This is a genomic window from Silicimonas algicola, assembly GCF_003148765.1.
Taxonomy (GTDB): domain Bacteria; phylum Pseudomonadota; class Alphaproteobacteria; order Rhodobacterales; family Rhodobacteraceae; genus Silicimonas; species Silicimonas algicola.
Window position 1 is genome coordinate 250,221 of sequence record NZ_QGGV01000005.1, and the last position, 17,648, is coordinate 267,868.

Annotated in this window: 15 protein-coding genes; 14 read left to right on the forward strand and 1 reads right to left on the reverse strand. The window is 66.5% G+C overall.

Going from position 1 to position 17,648, the window contains the following annotated elements; translation table 11 throughout:
* Positions 1–3: 3 nt before the first annotated feature.
* Positions 4–603, reverse strand: a complete 600-nt coding sequence (locus tag C8D95_RS13055; RefSeq protein ID WP_109759624.1) for a thymidine kinase — start codon at positions 601–603, stop codon at positions 4–6.
* 269 nt (positions 604–872) lie between these two features.
* Between C8D95_RS13055 and C8D95_RS13060 the strand changes: the two genes are divergently transcribed.
* The 14 genes from C8D95_RS13060 (at position 873) to C8D95_RS13125 (ending at position 17,648) form a co-directional block, all read left to right on the forward strand.
* The gene (locus C8D95_RS13060) at positions 873–2,204 is read left to right on the forward strand and encodes a serine/threonine protein kinase (protein ID WP_206508357.1); all 1,332 of its coding nucleotides are present in this window, start codon (positions 873–875) and stop codon (positions 2,202–2,204) included.
* An 11-nt stretch (positions 2,205–2,215) separates the two neighbouring features.
* Positions 2,216–3,967 (forward strand): FHA domain-containing protein, encoded by a 1,752-nt coding sequence (locus C8D95_RS22525; protein WP_241239719.1) that lies wholly within the window; start codon positions 2,216–2,218, stop codon positions 3,965–3,967.
* Positions 3,960–5,033 carry a PP2C family protein-serine/threonine phosphatase gene (locus C8D95_RS13070; protein ID WP_109759625.1) on the forward strand — a complete coding sequence of 358 codons (1,074 nt, stop codon included), beginning with the start codon at positions 3,960–3,962 and terminating at the stop codon, positions 5,031–5,033. The genes C8D95_RS22525 and C8D95_RS13070 overlap by 8 nt, the downstream gene beginning before the upstream one ends.
* Positions 5,030–6,313 (forward strand): P-loop NTPase family protein, encoded by a 1,284-nt coding sequence (locus C8D95_RS13075; RefSeq protein ID WP_109759626.1) that lies wholly within the window; start codon positions 5,030–5,032, stop codon positions 6,311–6,313. The genes C8D95_RS13070 and C8D95_RS13075 overlap by 4 nt, the downstream gene beginning before the upstream one ends.
* Positions 6,314–6,455: 142 nt before the next feature.
* A complete protein-coding gene (locus C8D95_RS13080) occupies positions 6,456–8,519 on the forward strand; it encodes a dynamin family protein (protein ID WP_109759627.1) in 2,064 nt (687 codons plus the stop codon).
* 22 nt (positions 8,520–8,541) lie between these two features.
* Complete coding sequence (locus tag C8D95_RS13085) at positions 8,542–9,555, forward strand: dynamin family protein (RefSeq protein WP_109759628.1); 1,014 nt, start codon at positions 8,542–8,544, stop codon at positions 9,553–9,555.
* Positions 9,556–9,665: 110 nt separating this feature from the next.
* The gene (locus tag C8D95_RS13090) at positions 9,666–10,055 is read left to right on the forward strand and encodes a hypothetical protein (protein WP_109759629.1); all 390 of its coding nucleotides are present in this window, start codon (positions 9,666–9,668) and stop codon (positions 10,053–10,055) included.
* Positions 10,056–10,071: 16 nt separating this feature from the next.
* Positions 10,072–10,863, forward strand: coding sequence for a hypothetical protein (locus C8D95_RS13095; RefSeq protein WP_109759630.1), 792 nt, complete (start codon positions 10,072–10,074; stop codon positions 10,861–10,863).
* A gap of 225 nt (positions 10,864–11,088) precedes the next feature.
* A complete protein-coding gene (locus C8D95_RS13100) occupies positions 11,089–12,126 on the forward strand; it encodes a rod shape-determining protein (protein ID WP_109759631.1) in 1,038 nt (345 codons plus the stop codon).
* A gap of 64 nt (positions 12,127–12,190) precedes the next feature.
* Positions 12,191–13,108: a rod shape-determining protein MreC gene (gene mreC, locus C8D95_RS13105; RefSeq protein ID WP_109759632.1), complete on the forward strand. Its 918-nt coding sequence runs from the start codon at positions 12,191–12,193 to the stop codon at positions 13,106–13,108.
* On the forward strand, positions 13,101–13,631 hold the full coding sequence (locus tag C8D95_RS13110) for a rod shape-determining protein MreD (protein ID WP_109759633.1): 531 nt from the start codon (positions 13,101–13,103) through the stop codon (positions 13,629–13,631). The genes mreC and C8D95_RS13110 overlap by 8 nt, the downstream gene beginning before the upstream one ends.
* Positions 13,628–15,571, forward strand: coding sequence for a penicillin-binding protein 2 (gene mrdA / locus C8D95_RS13115; RefSeq protein WP_109759634.1), 1,944 nt, complete (start codon positions 13,628–13,630; stop codon positions 15,569–15,571). The genes C8D95_RS13110 and mrdA overlap by 4 nt, the downstream gene beginning before the upstream one ends.
* Positions 15,568–16,713 carry a rod shape-determining protein RodA gene (gene rodA / locus C8D95_RS13120; RefSeq protein ID WP_109759635.1) on the forward strand — a complete coding sequence of 382 codons (1,146 nt, stop codon included), beginning with the start codon at positions 15,568–15,570 and terminating at the stop codon, positions 16,711–16,713. Before mrdA ends, rodA begins: the two co-directional genes overlap by 4 nt.
* Positions 16,710–17,648: a 2-hydroxyacid dehydrogenase gene (locus C8D95_RS13125; RefSeq protein ID WP_109759636.1), complete on the forward strand. Its 939-nt coding sequence runs from the start codon at positions 16,710–16,712 to the stop codon at positions 17,646–17,648. Before rodA ends, C8D95_RS13125 begins: the two co-directional genes overlap by 4 nt.

The window sequence follows — 17,648 nt, forward strand, 5'->3', positions numbered from 1 at the left end:
CCTTCACGGTGATGACGCCGCCGGACGGTCTCCCGTCGCCTCGCGCCAGTGAAGCCGGCACAGCGAGACGTAGGTCTCGTTGCCACCGATCTGGACCTGATCGCCCTCGGTGAGGGCGCGGCCGTCCTCGTCCTGGCGGACGACCATAGTCGCCTTCCGGCCGCAGAAGCAGATGGTGCGCGCCTCGCGCATTTCGTCGGCCAGCGCCAGCAGAGCCGCGGAGCCGGGAAAGAGCTCGCCCCGGAAGTCGGTGCGCAGGCCGTAGCACATCACGGGCAATTCGAGGTCGTCGACGGCGCGGGCGAGTTGCCAGACCTGCGGGACGGTCAGGAACTGCGACTCGTCCACGAAGACGCAGGCGACGGGACCCTGTCTCTGCCGCCGTTCGAGGAGGACGAAGAGGTCGCTGTCGCGGTCGAAGACGTCGGCCGACGCCGTGATGCCGATCCGGCTGGCGATGCGTCCTTGCCCGGCGCGGCCGTCGATGGAGGCGGTCAGGAGATAGGTCTGCATTCCGCGTTCGCGGTAGTTGTAGGACGCCTGAAGCAGAAGCGTCGACTTGCCCGCGTTCATGGTCGAGTAATGGAAGTAGAGCTTGGCCATGACCCTGCCCTACATGAGGCGCGGAGGCGTGGAAAGATGGAGCGGCAGGGGGCATCACGGCGGCTTCCCGCGCTGACGCGAACAATTCGAAAAATGCCGCAGGATTGAATACCTAAAGGCCCGGTTGCGCCACAATTCCGGCCAATTCTGCCGATAGACCCGGGTAGGTCACGACAAGCAGGTGGCGGCTTACCGGACTATATTTCCTTGGGAAATCAGGGACCGACGGAAAGCCTCCCCTCTGATCGGGACACCGACTTGGGTGAGACATGGACGCAGGGCCGCAACATCACGATACGGGACACCAGGAGTCCTTCGCTGACGCGCTGAAGCCGGGTACCGAGCTTCTGCACGGCCAGTTCCGTATCGAGAAGTTCCTGAACGCCGGCGGCTTCGGGATGACCTACCTTGCGCGGGACAGTCTGGACCGCATCGTCGTCATCAAGGAATGCTTCCCGTCGTCCATGTGCTGCCGCAATAACGGCAACGTCATGGCGCGGTCGCGCCAGCATCAGGCGGAATTCGACTCGGTCGTGAAGCACTTCGGCGCCGAGGCGCGCCGTCTGTCCAAGCTTCAGCACCAGAACATCGTCGGCATCCACCAGGTCTTCGAAGACAACATGACCGCCTACATGGCGCTCGACTTCGTGCGCGGACGCGATCTGCTGGACACCATCGAAGACCCCCGGATGAAGCTGCATCCCCGGGACGTGAAGGACATCCTTCTGAAGTGTCTCGAGGCGGTTCACTATATCCACACCAACGACGTGCTGCACCGGGACATCAGCCCCGACAACATCCTGATCGACGGCAAGGGCAACCCTGTCCTGATCGACTTCGGCGCAGCCAAGGAAGAGGCGACGCGCGCGTCGCGCGCGCTGTCGGCGCTGCATGTCGTCAAGGACGGGTATTCGCCGCACGAGTTCTATATCGCGGGCTCCACGCAGGATGCCTCGTCCGATCTCTATTCCCTGGGCGCGACCTTCTATCACGTCCTGACCGGAGCCGCGCCGCCGGACAGCCAGGCGCGCGTCAGCTCGATCGCCGCGGACCGGCCGGACCCGTACCAGCCGGTCTCGGGCCGATTCCCGCAGTTCGAGGACGCCTTCCTCCACGCCATCGACAAGGCGCTGTCGGTCTTTCCGCCCGACCGGCTTCAGTCGGCGCGTGAATGGATCGAGCTGGTCGACACCGAACGCCGGAGGTCCGCCGCCCTGGCGCAGGCCGAGCTCGACCGCAGGATCGAGCTGTCGATCTCGCGTCTCGTGCAAGAGACGAACCGCGCGGTCGAAGCCGACATAAAGGCTCAGGAGACCAAGCAGGCGGCCGAGCGGAAGGAGGCGCAGCGCCTTCAGAAGCTGGTCGAGGAACAGGCGCGCCAACGCAAGAAGACGTTGGACGAACTGGCGATGCTCGACGACCACACCTTCATGGAGCAACAGGACCGCGCGCGGGAATATTCCGCTCAGCGATCCGCGAACAAGGCCCATGACTCTATCAACGGCACTCCCCGCAAGAAGCGGTCGCTTCTAAGCAGGGTGCTTCCCTTCGGCCTGCTGCGCGGAACGTTCCGAAGCGGCCGGCGATCGGATTATCTGTGAGAGGCAGCGAGATGAAGATTTTGTCCAGGATGTTGTCAAAGAAGATCGAGCCGAAGGACGCCATGCGCGATCTCGACTTCGAGAACAGGCTCGGCCAGCTGTCTCCGCGTGCGGACGACACCGGCACGGTGAACAAGAGCACGTCAGGGGCGGCCCCCGAGGCGCGGGACGATCTGCGTCCGCGCGGCGAAGAGCCCGACGTGGCGGCTTCGGGCTGGAACGACGCCGACTGGGAAGACGAGTGGGACGACGAGGACTCGTGGGGCGAAGACGACCTCGATCCCGAGACGCGGCGCCAGACCCAGGACCGCAAGCACCTTGTCGGCGAGATCCGCGAAGCGATGGAATCGGTCAGCCGGAACTCAAGCCCGTCGCGTCCCCGCGTCACGTCTGAGGCCGCGGCGTCCGATGCCGACGTGTCAGGCCGCAAGGCCCGGGCGCGCAGCCAGCTGAACACCTTCGCCGACGAGGCCGAGGAGCGTATCCTCGAGAAGACCGAAACCCAGATGACGGACCGCGAGACGAGCCGCCGCCGTTCGGCGATGGCGCACCTCAAGGCCGCCGCCGCCGCGACGAAGGCCGACCGCGTCCTGAGCCATGTCGCCAGCCGGGATCCCACGGCCGACCCCGAGGAGCAGAGCCCCTATCGCGATGACCTCGCCAAGGTCGTCCGGCCGCATTCGACCAGTCGGCCGATCAGCCGCCAGGTCAGCCGGCCCAACACCCGCTCGCCCATCTGGGACCAGGGCGAGGGCGACGAGGATGCGGCGCTTCACGCGGCCGCCGGAGAAGGTCTCGACGCGGACTCTTTGTCCATCGAGGCGGAACTCGCCGCCGCCGAGGCCGAGCGTCTGTCGCGCGCCCCTGCCGAACTGAGCGAAGCCGACTTCGGGGAAGATGACGGTTTCTCGGTTCCGGTCAGGAGCAAGCCTGCCCCCGAAGCCGACAATGCCTTCGGCGACATCGACGAAGAAGAGTTCGACGACGAAACCGACGATGCCTTCGGGGCGGCCGACCGCTTCGACAGCGACGACGAGGATGACGACTTCACGCCGCGCCCGAGCCGCGTCGTTTCCGAAGCCGTGGCCTTCGCGCGCGGCGAGACCGACGACATCCGGGAGACCCCGCCGTCGGACATGCGCCGCAAGATCTGGGAGATCGCCGAGGACGTCGCCACCGAAGTGAAGCGCGTCGCTCACGACGACGCGCCCGAGCCGATGGTCGAGGTCTCGACCGCGATCTCCGGCCGGGCCGGGCGCGCAGGTCGTGGCGCCGGTCGCGTCAAGACACGCCTTCTGGGCTTCCAGGCGGACGGCGCGGGTCCGCGCGATCTCTTCGCCGAGGCCGCCACGCAGGAGGTCGCCCGGACCGAGGGCATGGCTCCCGCCGGTCCGGCCGAGTTTCCCGCCGGTTGGATCGTCGTCGTCGACGGACCTGGCCGCGGCGCGTCCTTCACCCTGCGCTCGGGCGTCAGCCAGATCGGCCGGGGCGAGGAGCAGGCCGTTCGCCTGGACTTCGGCGACACCTCGATCAGCCGCAACAACCATGCGGCGGTGGCCTTCGACGACGAACAGAGCAAATTCTTCCTCGGTCACGGCGGCAAGTCGAACCTGGTGCGCCTGAACGGCAGGCCCGTCCTGTCGACCGAAGAGATGTCCGACGGCGACATCATCCGCATCGGCGAGACCACGCTGAAGTTCATCGCCCTTTGCGACGAGAGCTTCACCTGGGCATCGAAAGGCCACGACAGCCAGAATGCGTGACGCGCCGGACATAAGGTACGACGTCGCGTCGGTCCTGAATCGTGGCTATCGCGATTATCAGGAAGACGCGATCGCCACGGATTTCCCGCTTGGCGCGGAGTTCGGCTATGCCGTCCTTTCGGACGGCATGGGCGGCCACGCGGCGGGGGACGTGGCCTCGAAGATCGTCGTCACCGAAGTCTATAGCGAGCTGAAGTTCCAGACCTCGGATCTGGATACCTTCGCCGCCAACGTCGGCAGCGTGCTCAAGTGCGCCGCCGTCTCGGCGAACGAATGCATGGCGGCGCACGCCACCTCGAACCCGCACACGGCAGGCATGGGGGCGACGCTGGTGGCGCCGGTGTTCATCCGCGACACCCTGTTCTGGATCTCGATCGGGGATTCGCCGCTCTACCTGTTCCGCAACGGCCGTCTGCGGCAGTTGAACGAGGATCACTCGCTCGGGCCGCACATCGACTACATGGTCCGTTCGGGCATGATGACGGAAGACGTGGGCCGCAACCATCCCGACCGAAACGCGCTGACCTCGGTCCTGATCGGCGAGACGATCGAGCGGATCGACTGCCCCGACCGCCCGTTCCGGCTTCAGACCGGCGACATCCTTATCGTGGCGAGCGACGGTCTTCAGTTCCTGACGAACGGACAGATCCTCGAGATCGTGCGCCAGCACGAGGAAGAGGGCGCGATCACCATCGCCGAGCGCCTTCTCGAAGAGCTGCGCGACCTCGACGATCCTGAACAGGACAACGTCTGCTTCTCGGTCATCAAGGTCGAGATTCGGGGCGGCGCGGCGGACGGAACGAATGTCCTGACGCACGAGTTCGAGCGGACCGACAACCGGCCGCTTCGGGTCAGGACGCGCCCGGTCGTGGCGGCGGTGAACGAGACCGCCGGCGTGGACACGGGCGAAGACGACGAAGACGACTACGTGGAAGACGACGTGCCAGCGGCTCCCGCCGCATCCGCCAGCACCGGTTCGGCGAATACGAACGGTCGCGGCAACGGTGGCGCCGGTTCGCCGATCTTCCTTCGGCGACGCTGGCTTGCGACCGACGGTGGGGCATGAAGGACAACGGAAACGACGATAGGGTCATCGACAGGCTGCGCTGGGCGCTGGAAGGGGACAGGCTTCCCGCGAACGCGAAGGATTACGCCACGCACCTGGTGAACCGGCTGTCGCAGCCGGTGCGCGTGTCCGTCCTGGGTCTGCCGGGGTCGGGCAAGTCCGAGCTGGTCAACATGTTCGCGGGCCATCGCGTCCTGCCGAAGAACGCCGCGCTGCCGACGACGGAACTTGTGTGGGGGCCGACCGAGGCCATCACCCTGACGTCGTCCACCGGCATCGTGAGCCGGATCGACGGCATCGATTTCGATCAGGTCGCGCGGTCGCGGGCGGCGTTTCTCAAGGTCGAGCTGCCGATAGAGATCCTCAAGCGGATCAACATGTTGGAGGTCGTGACCGACGGCGGACGCGAGGATATCGAGTCGGCCGTCGACTGGGCCGTGCGGCGTACCGACATCGCGCTGTGGTGCACGCAGGGCTTCGGCGCCGCCGAGCGGGCGGTCTGGCGTCGTGTGCCGGACGGGCTGAAGGACCACGCGTTCCTGATCCTGTCGAAGGCGGACGTGCTTTCGGCCGAGAAGCTGCTGTCGGCGCGGGTGACGGAGCTTGAGTCCGTCGTCGCCGAGGAGTTCCATTCGATGTTCGCGGTCGCGACGCTGCAGGCGCTGAGAGCGCATGGCGCGTCCGGGGTCGACGAGTCGATGTTCCATGCCTCGGGCGGGGCCGCGCTTCGCGCCGAGCTTCTGCGCCATGCCGAGCGTGGCCGTCGCGCGGACCTGGATTCGGCGCACATGTTCCTGGCGCGCTATCAGGTTCCCGAGGCCGTCGCGGCGCCGGAGGCGGCCGAGGCAACCGAACCCGCGCCTTCGCCCGTTGCGAACGCGCGGGAGGCTCCCGCACCCGTGGCGGCGCCGGTTTCGAAACCCGCAGCGCCCGTCGCCGTCGAGACGCCGAAGCCTGTCGCCAACGCGGCGCTCTTCACCGAGGCCGTCCGTTTCCTGAAGCGGCGCGGCGAGGGGCTGGCGGGGATCGCCGCGGACCTGGGCGAAGGCAATGCGAAGGACCTGGTCGACAGTTGCGTCGACGTGGTCGAGCACCTCACCGATCTCTTCGCGCAGGACGAGACCGGATGCGCCGCGGCGGATGCCTTCATGGACGAACTCGCCGAGGCATCGGACATGATGATCCTGATGCAGGTCGAGGACGGGGACGGTCCCGCGGCGGACGCCGTGACGTTGCTTCTGCAACTTCGACGCGACCTTGAAATGCAGCTCGCAGCCTGACGTAAACAAAGGCCCGGGCTCGCAAAGATTGACCGGAAACACGCCACAAAATGGCCATGTTAACCGGGAAATGTGCAGGCTTGCAGGAGTCCGGAAAGAGTCCGGCAAGTGTTTCGATGTAAAGGCCTTTGGCAGGACGACGATGAACTTGGATGCGAACATCAAAGCCGGGGCCGAGCCTCGCACCGCGAGCGCCGCCCTTCTCACCGTCGGGTTCGAGGGGCTTCAGCCGTTCCTAAAGAAGTCGAAGGACCTTCGCCACGCTCTCGTCCGGCTGGGCAAGATCGGCGACAAGGCGACGAACCGGGCGGCACGCAAGCTTCACCACCAGCTCAAGCACGCCGAACCCTCGGTGACGATGATCGGACAGGTGAAGGCCGGGAAGACCTCGCTGGTCAACGCCATGGTGGGAACGCCGGACCTCTTGCCCGCGGACGTCAACCCCTGGACGTCGGTCGTCACCTCGCTGCACCTCAACCCGAACGTCACGCCGCAGGACAACGCGGCCAGCTTCCGTTTCTTCGACATGGAGGAGTGGGCGCGTCTTCTGGACCGTGGCGGCCGCATCGGCGAGTTGGCCGCCCGCGCCGGGGCGGAGGAGGAACTGGAGAAGGTCCGCGCCCAGGTCGTCGAGATGCGTGAGAAGTCTCGGAAGCGCCTCGGCGACAAATTCGAGATGCTGCTGGGTCAGCAGCACGACTACACCTATGTCGATGGCGACCTGATCGAGCGCTACGTCTGCCTCGGCGACGATTTCGAGGACGACACCGAGACGAGCGAGGCGCAGGGGCGTTTCGCCGACATCACGAAGTCGGCCGAGCTGTTCCTGCACCGCCCCGAGCTTCCGATGCCGCTGTGCATCCGCGACACGCCGGGCGTGAACGATACCTTCATGATCCGCGAGCAGATCACCATCCGCGCGATCCGCGAAAGCCGGATCTGCGTCGTCGTGCTGGCCGCGCACCAGGCGCTGTCGACGGTCGACCTGGCGCTGATCCGCATGATCGCCAACGTGAAGTCGCGCGAGGTCGTCATCGTCGTGAACCGCGTCGACGAGCTTCCCGATCCCATGGCGCAGATCCCCGAGATCCGCGAGAGCATTCGCAAGACCCTGGCCGAGCATGACGGGCCGAAGGACGCCCAGATCATCTTCACCTCGGCGTTCTGCGCCAATGCCGCCCTTCGCGGCCAGACGGATGCGGTGGACGCGCGGACGCTGGACGCCATGGTCGAATGGGCCACCGCCGAGGGAAGGCTCGACGGCCGCGACTATTCGGATGCACAGCTTCTGTGGCGCATCTCGGGTCTGCCCGCGATCTATGCCGCCCTCAGCGAGCGCATTTCGGAAGGCATGGGGCAGGAGCTTCTGGACCGTGTCGCAAAATCCGCGATGAACCTCGCCAACGGGCTGAACGCGCAGCACCAGGTCGTCTCGCGGCGCGAGAACGACAAGGATCTGCCGCCGCTCGACATCGCCGAGATGGACAGCGCGCTGAACAGGATCGAGCAGACTGCGATCAAGGCGATGTCGGACACCTTCGACGAGGCCATCGCGGACTTCCACAAGCGGCTGGAACGGTCGCACCGCAGCTTCCTCGAACGTGCCACGGGTTCGCTTCTGCACCACCTCGACACGCATGGCGAGGACGAGCTTTGGGAATACGATCCCACGGGCCTGCGCATCCTGATGCGCACCGCCTATCAGGTCTTCGGGCGAAACGCCCAGGCCGGGACGAAGAAGGTGCTTCTGAAGACGGCGCAAGACTATGCCGGGCTGTATCACCGTCTGTTCGATGTGTCGGACGAGGGCTTCGGGATCGAATCCCCCTCGGCCCCGCGCATCCCGTCGCCCGTGCTTCTGGGCCAGACCATCGCTCTTGACCTCAAGGGGACGTGGTGGACGCGCTGGTGGCACAAGCGCCGGGGCTATCGCAACTTCGCGACCGAATTCGCTGACATCATCAAGGCCGAGACGGATCCGATCGTCGACGCGCTGCGCGGCGCCCATGCCGAATCCGTGCGCGAGGCGGCGATGCAGTCACTGGACGAATTCCTGACCGAACAACGCGCGATCCTCAGCCGCATCGCCGATCAGGCGATGTCCGAACCCGACTCGATCGGCGACATGATCGACGAGAACACGGCGGCGTCCAAGCGGGCGCAGCTTCAGCAGACCATGGCGGACCTGACCGGGTTCGCTGCCTGACGACTGACAAGGAACGTTCACCATGAGTGGTTACGATCAGCTTGCTCAACGGTTCGAGACAGAGACGGAGGCGGACGACGCCTTGCGGCCGGACCCTGTTGCCGAAGGGTCGGACGACGTCGAGCCCGCACCGGGTCCGCTGGTCCTGACCCAGAGCGACGCGGTGGACAGCGCTCGCGTCGCGTCCGAAGCGCGCCGGCCCCTGTCAGCGCCCGGCCCCCGCAAGCCGCGCGTCGCCCTGATGGGCGAGTTCAGCGCCGGCAAGAGCACGCTGTCGAACCTCCTGATCGGCGAAGGTGCGCTGCCGGTGAACGTCACCGCGACCCAGCTTCCGCCCGTATGGATTTCGCACGGGGACGACGACCCGTTCCGGGTCGATCTCGACGGCGAGGAGCATGACCTCGAGATTTCGGGGCTGAAGTCGGTGAAGGTGGCGAACACGCAGTACGTCCGCATCTTCCGCGAGTCTAAGTTCCTGGAGCTGTGCGACCTGATCGACATGCCCGGCATCTCGGACCCCAACATGGCGGCCGAGGTCTGGCAGCGCGTGATCCACAACGCCGACATCGTGATCTGGTGCAGCCACGCCACCCAGGCCTGGCGGCAGAGCGAGGCCGCGGTGTGGGCCACGATGCCGTCCGAGCTGTTCAGCAAGAGCATCCTTCTTCTGACGCGGATGGACCGCATCCTGTCCGAGCGCGACCGCGCCCGGGTCGTGAAGCGTGTCCAGAAGGAAACGCAGGGGCTGTTCCGCTGTGTGCTGCCCGTGTCCCTCATCAAGGCGCTCGAGGCCGCGGGCGATGGCGAGGCCTGGTCCGAGAGCGGTGCCGACGTCCTTCTGGAGATGCTGGTCGAACTGATCGACGAGGTCGCGAACGGACCGGCGGAACGGCCGCGGTCGCGCGTGCGCTCGGCCATCGTGTCGCGCAGCGTCGACACCTCGATCGGCGAGACGTTCGAGGTTCAGCAGACCAAGATCGTTATGCCGACCCGCGTCCGTCCGCGCCCGCTGCGCGCGCGTCCGCAGATCGACTGAGGTCCAGGGGCGTCACTTGCCCCTGGCGTCGCGCCCGAGGGCTTGCACAGGCGCGCGCTGGCGCCCATTAAGACTCCTGTACACTCGCGCGACACGGAGACCCGCCCGGTATGACGGTTTCAGAGGCCCTGGACGCAATGCGCTCGGACCTTCCGGGCTGTTCTCTGGTGGCCTATACGGACTTGTCGTCGCGTCTGGTTCTGTCCACCTCGTCGGTGGTGAAGCCGATGCAGGAGCAGCTCGACGCCCTGTCGCAGGCGGCGCAGATCGCGCTCGATGGCACGCTGGCGGACGGGGCGGCGCCCGTGTGGGACGACGAAGCGGCGGGAGAGCCTGCGCGGACGGCCCTTCTTCTGACCGAGAGCGAGGCGCGGGTGATCCTGCGCGCCGGCGGTACGTCCGCCGAGGCGCTCGTCTGCGTCTGCACGCCCGACAGCGACCTTGCCGCGGTGATCGCGCGGGGGCAGGCGGCGCTTGACGATATCCTGGCGGCTGCGTGATGACCGGGGACCGGCGTTGAGCGATTTCTCCCGACTCGAGGAAAAGCTGACGAAGCTGCGCGGGCGTGAACGCACTCCCGGCGAGCCGCGCAAGCTGCGCGGCAGCGATGCCGCCGAGCGACTGGCGGCCTTCGTGACCGAGATCGACGAGACGATCCTGCCGCGCCGCCTGACGCTGACGGTCGACGACACGCCCTGGCACTTCGCCATCGCGAACCGGCGGCTTCAGGCGCTGCTCGCCCCGGCCATCGGGGACGCTGCGGCGCTGGCGGGCAAGCCCCTGCCTGACGCGGAGGACCCGAGCGTGCCGGCTCTGGCCAAGGTTCTTCGGGAGGCCTTCGCCGGAGCGGAGACCATCCACATCTCGGCGGTGCGCCTGACTTCGCCCTTTCCGTCGGACGTGGGCGTTCCGGCCCCGATGCTGGCGCGGGTGTGGAACGTGAGTTCGACCGAGAGGGCGGAGGTGCCGCCCGAGGAACGGATGCGCAGCTTCCTGTCGGCTCTCGGCCGCGACGCGCTGGCCTGGCTCAGGATCGACGGCGAAGAGGTCGCCGAGCAGGGCGGCGACGCCGCGCGGGTGGGGCGCATGGCCGAACAGGCGGCCGTTTTCCTGGACGGTTACTTCGGCAAGTTCGACAGCCTCTTTCCCGACCCGGCCCAGTCCTGCGTCACCGTCGTCTCGCCCGGCATCGGCGAGGCACCGTCCGTCCTCTTCGTGGAGTACGGCGAGGCGTCGGCCTTCATCGCGACGCCCACGACCAATGTCGCCCGACTTGCCATGGCCTGGCAGCGGATGGTGACGGAATAGGCCCAGCTCTTCGGATTGTTGGTGGTATGGCCACAATCGCGCCGCTTTTTTCCGTTTGATAGAGAATCGTCGCTAATCGAACAGCCGGAACGGGCGGCAGATTCGCGCCTTCATGGCCGCGGTTCGCCCTTTCGGACAATGGCTGGCGGGCGTATATGAGGAACCGTCGCACGCGAGACGCGGAGTCGCGCGTGGCGGCCAAAAGAGAGAACGGGGCAGCAGCACATGGCTTGGTTCGGCGGACTTTTCACCACCGATATGGCGATCGACCTTGGGACAGCGAACACGCTCGTCTACGTCAAGGGCAAGGGCGTCATCCTCAACGAACCGTCGGTCGTCGCCTATCACGTCAAGGATGGCGTGAAGAAGGTGCTCGCCGTGGGCGAGGACGCCAAATTGATGCTGGGACGCACGCCCGGCTCGATCGAGGCGATCCGCCCGATGCGCGAAGGCGTCATCGCCGACTTCGATGTCGCGGAAGCGATGATCAAGGCGTTCATCAACAAGGTCCACAAGCGCGGCTTCTTTTCGAAGCCCCGCGTCATCGTCTGCGTGCCGCATGGCGCGACGCCGGTCGAGAAGCGCGCGATCCGGACCTCGGTGATGACGGCTGGCGCGAAGAAGGTGGGTCTGATCGCCGAGCCGATCGCGGCCGCGATCGGAGCGGGGATGCCGATCACCGATCCCACGGGCAACATGGTCGTCGACATCGGCGGCGGCACGACCGAGGTCGCGGTGCTGTCCCTGGGCGACATCGTCTATGCGCGGTCGGTGCGCGTCGGCGGCGACCGGATGGACGAGGCGATCGTCAGCTACCTGCGGCGACAGCACAACCTCCTGATCGGCGAACAGACCGCCGAGAGGATCAAGATGACCATCGGCACCGCGCGGATGCCCGATGACGGACGGGGCCAGTCGATGCAGATCCGGGGACGCGACCTTTTGAACGGCGTGCCTAAAGAGACCGAGATCAACCAGGCCCAGGTCGCCGAGGCCCTGGCCGAACCGGTGCAGCAGATCTGCGAAGCGGTGATGATCGCCCTCGAGGCGACGCCGCCCGACCTTGCCGCCGACATCGTCGACCGAGGCGTGATGCTGACGGGCGGGGGTGCGCTTCTGGGCGAACTCGACCTTGCGCTGCGCGAGCAGACCGGGCTGGCGATCAGCGTCGCGGACGAGGCGCTGAATTGCGTGGCCCTGGGCACGGGCAAGGCGCTGGAATACGAAAAGCAGCTTCGGCACGTCATCGACTACGACAGCTAGGGCAGGGACTGACGCCCGCACCGTCGCGTGCTAGTCTGGGCCCGGGCCTTCCTCAGAGGACGATGTGGCACGTCAGAACGGCTCAACCGAGGATTTCGTCCGACCCATCCGCCGGCTCGGAGTGGGGCTTCTCTTGCTGTGCCTCCTCGCGGTCTTCGTGCTGTGGCGGATCGACAGTCCGCGCGCCGAGAGATTTCGGGCGCATCTGGTCGACGTGGTGGTGCCGAACCTCGACTGGGCCATGGTGCCCGTGACCGAGATGGCGAACCTTGCGCGTGGATTTCAGTCCTACGCCGCGCTTCAGCGTCAGAACCGCGAGTTGCGCGACGAGCTTCAGCAGATGAAGGCGTGGAAGGAAGCCGCCCTTCAGCTCGAGCAGGAGAACGCCAAGCTTCTGGACCTGAACAAGGTGCGCCTTGACCCGGCGCTGACCGTGGTGACGGGGCAGGTCATGGCGGACTCGGGCTCGCCCTTCCGCCAGTCGGTGCTGCTGAACGTGGGGGGCGCGCGGGACGGCATCATGGATGGCTGGGCGGTGACCGACGGGTTGGGTCTTGTGGGCCGTATCTCGGGCGTGGGGCAGCGGTCGAGCCGGGTGCTGCTTCTGAGCGACGCGGCGAGCCGCGTGCCGGTGACGATTCAGCCATCGGGGCAGCGGGCCGTTCTGTCGGGCGACAACACTGCGCTTCCCGCCCTCGACTTCATCGAGGCGCCCGAGGAGGTGAGACCGGGGGACCGGGTCGTGTCGTCGGGCGACGGCGGGGTGTTTCCGGCCGGATTGCTCGTGGGCAGCGTCGTCCTGGCCCGCGACGGGCGGATGCGGATCAGGCTGGCGGCGGACTATGAGCGTCTGGAGTTCCTGCGCGTCCTGCGAAGTCGTCCCTCCGAGAGGCTGGACGCGGCGCCCGATCTGATCGGCCCGCTTCTTCCGGTGCCGGAAGCGGCCCTTCTGCCGAACGCCGGGGAGCCCGCCGATGGCTGACCGTCCAGGCCGCATCTGGGGCTATCGCCTGCTGTTCGTGTTCCTCGCCGCGGCGGTCAGCTTTGTCCAGCTTCTGCCGCTCGATCCCGGGCCGGGCCTGATCCCGGGGCCGGACGTCCTTCTCCTGATCGCCTTGTCCTGGACGGTGATGCGGCCCGAGTACCTGCCGGTCTGGCTGATCGCGGCGGTGTTCCTGCTGGCGGACTTCCTCCACATGCGGCCACCCGGTCTCTGGACCGCGCTCGCCGTGGCAGGGACCGAGTTCCTTCGGACGCGCAGCCATACGCTGAGAACGACGTCGTTTCCGGTCGAGTGGCTGCTGGTGTCGGGCCTGATCCTGGTGATGACATTGGCGAACGCGGCGATCCTTGGGGTTTTCGCCGTGGGCCAGCCCGCGATAGGCTTGATCCTGATGCGCATGATCTTCACCGTGTTGAGTTATCCGTTGATCGTCGTTCTGGCGGGCCGCGCATTCGGCGTCCGCAAGGCGCCTGTCAGCGACATCCTGGGGCAAAGGGCATGAGGCGATCTCCGAAGGAAACGGACGAGGCCGCAAGCCTCGTGACGCGCCGGGCCTTCGTGCTTGGCGTGGCTCAGGTTGGAGTCATGGGCGTCCTTGGGCTGAGGATGCGCCAGTTGCAGGTCGAGGAGGCCGAGAGCTATCAGCTTCTGGCCGAGGAAAACCGGATCAACGTCCGGCTCATTCCGCCGTCGCGCGGGATCATCTACGACCGTCACGGCGTGCCCCTGGCGCAGAACGCGCAGAACTACCGCATCGTCATCGTGCGCGAGGATGCGGGCGACATCGACGAGACCATCGCCAAGGTCAAGCGACTGGTGAACATCGAACCGGCCGAGCTGGAGCGGTCTCTGAAAGAGATGTACCGCCGCAGCCCCTTCGTGCCGATCACGCTCGCCGACCAGCTCGAGTGGAAGGACGTGGCGGAAGTCGCGATCAACGCGCCTGCGCTTCCCGGTGTCACGCCGGACGTGGGTCTGAGCCGCGAATACCCGTTGGGCGAGGATTTTGCGCATATCATCGGCTATGTCGGGCCGGTCAGCGACTATGACCTGTCGAAGATCGAGGATCCGGACCCCCTGCTTCAGATCCCCGAGTTCCAGATCGGAAAGATCGGGCTGGAGGCCAAGCTCGAAGGCGACCTGAGGGGCCGGGCGGGTACGCGGCGGATCGAGGTGAACGCGGGCGGGCGCGTCATGCGCGAGCTCAGCCGGGACGAGTTCACGCCGGGCCGCGATATCCAGTTGACCATCGACCACGGACTTCAGAACTATGCGCAGTCGCGGCTTTCGGCTGAAAGCGCGGGTGCGGTGGTGATGAACGTCGAGACAGGCGATCTTCTGGCCATGGCCTCGGCGCCGTCGTTCGATCCGAACCTCTTCGTGAAGGGGATCTCGTCGAAGGACTACGGTTCGCTGCGGGACAATGACCACAGGCCCCTGTTCAACAAGACGGTGCAGGGCACCTATCCGCCCGGATCGACCTTCAAGATGATGACCGGCCTCGCCGCCCTGCGCGCGGGCGTCATCGGAACGGGAGATACCGTCTACTGTCCTGGCTATATGAGCCTGGGCGGTCGGCGGTTCCACTGCTGGAAAAGCGGTGGCCATGGTCACATGGACTTGAACAATGCGATGACGCAGTCATGCGACGTCTATTTCTACGAGGTGGCGCAGAGGGTCGGTATCGACCGCATGGCCGAGCTCTGCCACGAATTCGGGCTGGGGGAGCGTCACGACCTGCCGATCTCGGCGGTGGCCGACGGGCTTATTCCCTCAACGGAATGGAAGATCCGCGCGCGCGAAGAGCGATGGCAGCCGGGTGACACTCTGAACTCGGCCATCGGGCAGGGCTTCGTGCTGACCTCGCCCTTGCAGCTTGCGGTGATGACGGCGCGCATCGCCTCGGGACGGGCGGTGAAGCCTCGGCTTGTGAAGTCGATCGACGGGGTTGAAGTCCCGATCGAGGAAGCTCCGGAACTGAACGTCTCGGCGGCGCACCTGAACGCGGTCCGGAAGGGCATGTGGAGCGTCTCGAACGGCCAGCGGGGCACAGCGGCGCGGTCGCGGATCGTGACCGAAGGGCTGGAGATGGCGGGCAAGACCGGCACGAGCCAGGTCCGCAACATCACCGCCGCCGAGCGGGCGCGGGGCGTCACCCGGAACGAGCAGCTTCCCTGGAACCGGCGCGACCACGGCCTCTTCGTCTGCTATGCGCCTTATGACCGGCCGAAGTACGCGGTCGCGACAATCATCGAACACGGAAGCGGCGGATCGACGGCGGCGGCGCCGCCCTCGCGCGACATCCTTCTCTATGCGCTCTATGGGGACATTCCGCCGCTGGAGGCCTATCCGAAGGACCAGCGCGAGCGTATCCGCGTCCAGCACGAGGAGATGGTCCTGCGTCCGCGCCTCCAGCCCGAGGCCAAGGCCACCCGCGCATGACCTACCTCGAGAGCAAGGTCCAGAGCGTCCCGACGGGCGCGCGGAAGATCCTCTATGCCAACTGGGCCATCGTCCTTTTGCTGACGGCGGTCGCCTGTGTCGGATTCCTGATGCTCTATTCGGTGGCGGGCGGCGACCTGTCCAGATGGGCCGAGCCGCAGATGAAGCGGTTCGCGGTCGGCATGGTCGCGATGCTGCTGATCGGCCTCGTGCCGATCTGGTTCTGGCGCTCGATCTCGCCGGTGGCCTATCTGGTCGCGCTCGGCCTTCTCGTCCTCGTCGAGATCATGGGCTTCGTCGGCATGGGGGCGCAGCGCTGGATCGACCTGGGGTTCATCCGGCTTCAGCCGTCCGAGCTGATGAAGATCACGCTCGTGATGATTCTCGCCGCCTACTACGACTGGTTGCCGCTGAACAAGGTATCGCGGCCTTTCTGGATCATCCCGCCCCTGGTGATGATCCTTCTGCCAACGGCGCTGGTCCTGAAGCAGCCCGACTTGGGGACTGCGATCCTGCTGATCGCGGGCGGGGGCATCGTGATGTTCTGCGCCGGCGTGTCCTGGCTGTATTTCCTCGCGGTCGTGGGCGCGGGCGTAGGTCTCATCTATACCGTATTCGCCTCGCGCGGGACGGACTGGCAGTTGATCAAGGACTACCAGTTCAAGCGGATCGACACGTTCCTCGATCCGTCGACCGATCCGCTCGGGTCCGGCTATCACATCACGCAGGCGATGATCGCGCTCGGGTCCGGCGGGTGGGGCGGCAAGGGATACATGCAGGGCACGCAGTCGCGCCTGAACTTCCTGCCGGAGAAGCATACCGATTTCATCTTCACGACGCTGGCCGAGGAGTTCGGTTTTCTGGGCGGCATCTCGCTTCTGTCGCTTTACGGCCTCGTAGTGCTGTTCTGCGTGTTGTCGGCGGTTCAGAACAAGGACCGCTTCGGCTCGCTTCTGACGCTTGGGATGGGCGCGACGCTGTTTCTCTTCTTCGCCGTCAACATGTCGATGGTGATGGGACTTGCCCCGGTGGTGGGCGTGCCCTTGCCGCTGGTCAGCTACGGCGGCTCGGCCATGCTTGTCCTTCTCGCCGCCTTCGGGCTGGTCCAGTCCGCCCACATCCACAGACCCCGGAGCCGATGACCCGCATTCTCTTTTCCGCCCCCCGGAGCGACTGGGAGGACTATCGCGATGTCTTGCCCGCCGCCATCGCCGATGCAGGCGTGGAGGCGACGATCGAACACGCTCTCGACCCCGAAGACCCGGCGTCGGTCGACTATGTCGTCTATGCGCCCTCATCGCGGCTGAAGGACTTCACGCCTTTCACCGGGGCGAAGGCCGTCCTGAACCTCTGGGCAGGGGTCGAGGGCATCGTGGGCAATGAAACGCTCACGCAGCCGTTGGCGCGGATGGTCGATCCTGGTCTGACCGAAGGGATGGTCGAATGGTGCGTCGGCCATGTGCTGCGGCATCACCTGGGCATGGATCGCGACATCCTCCGCAGGGATGCGGTCTGGGATCCCGTGGCGCCGCCGCTTGCGCGTGACCGGGAGGTGACCGTGCTGGGGCTTGGCGAGTTGGGCCGGGCGGTGGCAGAGGCGCTGGCGGCGCTGAACTTCCGGGTCACGGGGTGGAGCAGGACGCCGAAGCGCATTCCGGAGCTGACGTGCCTTTCGGGCGACGACGGGCTCGCCGAGGCGCTGCGCCGGGCCGAGATCCTTGTCCTGCTGTTGCCCCTGACGGAGGGGACGCGGGATCTGCTCGACGCCGCGCGCCTGTCGCTTCTGCCCGAGGGAGCGGTGATCGTGAACCCCGGCCGGGGACCGCTGATCGTCGACGACGACCTTCTCGCGGCGCTGGATGCCGGTCGGGTCGGTCACGCGACGCTCGACGTCTTCCGGACCGAACCGCTGCCCGAAGGACATCCGTTCTGGGCCCATCCGCGCGTGACGGTGACGCCTCACATCGCGTCGGCGACCCGTCCCAGAAGTGCGGCGCGGGTGATTGCCGAGAACATCCGGCGAGGCGAGGCGGGCGAGCCGTTCCTGTACCTCGTCGACCGCGCGCGGGGATACTGA

What these genes read in the sequence shown, in the direction of transcription:
- C8D95_RS13085 (WP_109759628.1), top strand. Translation starts at nt 8,542, where the DNA reads ATGAGTGGTTACGATCAGCTTGCTCAACGGTTCGAGACAGAGACGGAG.
- C8D95_RS13055 (WP_109759624.1), bottom strand. Translation starts at nt 603, where the DNA reads ATGGCCAAGCTCTACTTCCATTACTCGACCATGAACGCGGGCAAGTCG.
- mrdA (WP_109759634.1), top strand. Translation starts at nt 13,628, where the DNA reads ATGAGGCGATCTCCGAAGGAAACGGACGAGGCCGCAAGCCTCGTGACG.
- C8D95_RS13110 (WP_109759633.1), top strand. Translation starts at nt 13,101, where the DNA reads ATGGCTGACCGTCCAGGCCGCATCTGGGGCTATCGCCTGCTGTTCGTG.
- C8D95_RS13070 (WP_109759625.1), top strand. Translation starts at nt 3,960, where the DNA reads ATGCGTGACGCGCCGGACATAAGGTACGACGTCGCGTCGGTCCTGAAT.
- C8D95_RS22525 (WP_241239719.1), top strand. Translation starts at nt 2,216, where the DNA reads ATGAAGATTTTGTCCAGGATGTTGTCAAAGAAGATCGAGCCGAAGGAC.
- C8D95_RS13125 (WP_109759636.1), top strand. Translation starts at nt 16,710, where the DNA reads ATGACCCGCATTCTCTTTTCCGCCCCCCGGAGCGACTGGGAGGACTAT.
- C8D95_RS13060 (WP_206508357.1), top strand. Translation starts at nt 873, where the DNA reads ATGGACGCAGGGCCGCAACATCACGATACGGGACACCAGGAGTCCTTC.
- C8D95_RS13075 (WP_109759626.1), top strand. Translation starts at nt 5,030, where the DNA reads ATGAAGGACAACGGAAACGACGATAGGGTCATCGACAGGCTGCGCTGG.
- C8D95_RS13090 (WP_109759629.1), top strand. Translation starts at nt 9,666, where the DNA reads ATGACGGTTTCAGAGGCCCTGGACGCAATGCGCTCGGACCTTCCGGGC.
- C8D95_RS13080 (WP_109759627.1), top strand. Translation starts at nt 6,456, where the DNA reads ATGAACTTGGATGCGAACATCAAAGCCGGGGCCGAGCCTCGCACCGCG.
- C8D95_RS13100 (WP_109759631.1), top strand. Translation starts at nt 11,089, where the DNA reads ATGGCTTGGTTCGGCGGACTTTTCACCACCGATATGGCGATCGACCTT.
- rodA (WP_109759635.1), top strand. Translation starts at nt 15,568, where the DNA reads ATGACCTACCTCGAGAGCAAGGTCCAGAGCGTCCCGACGGGCGCGCGG.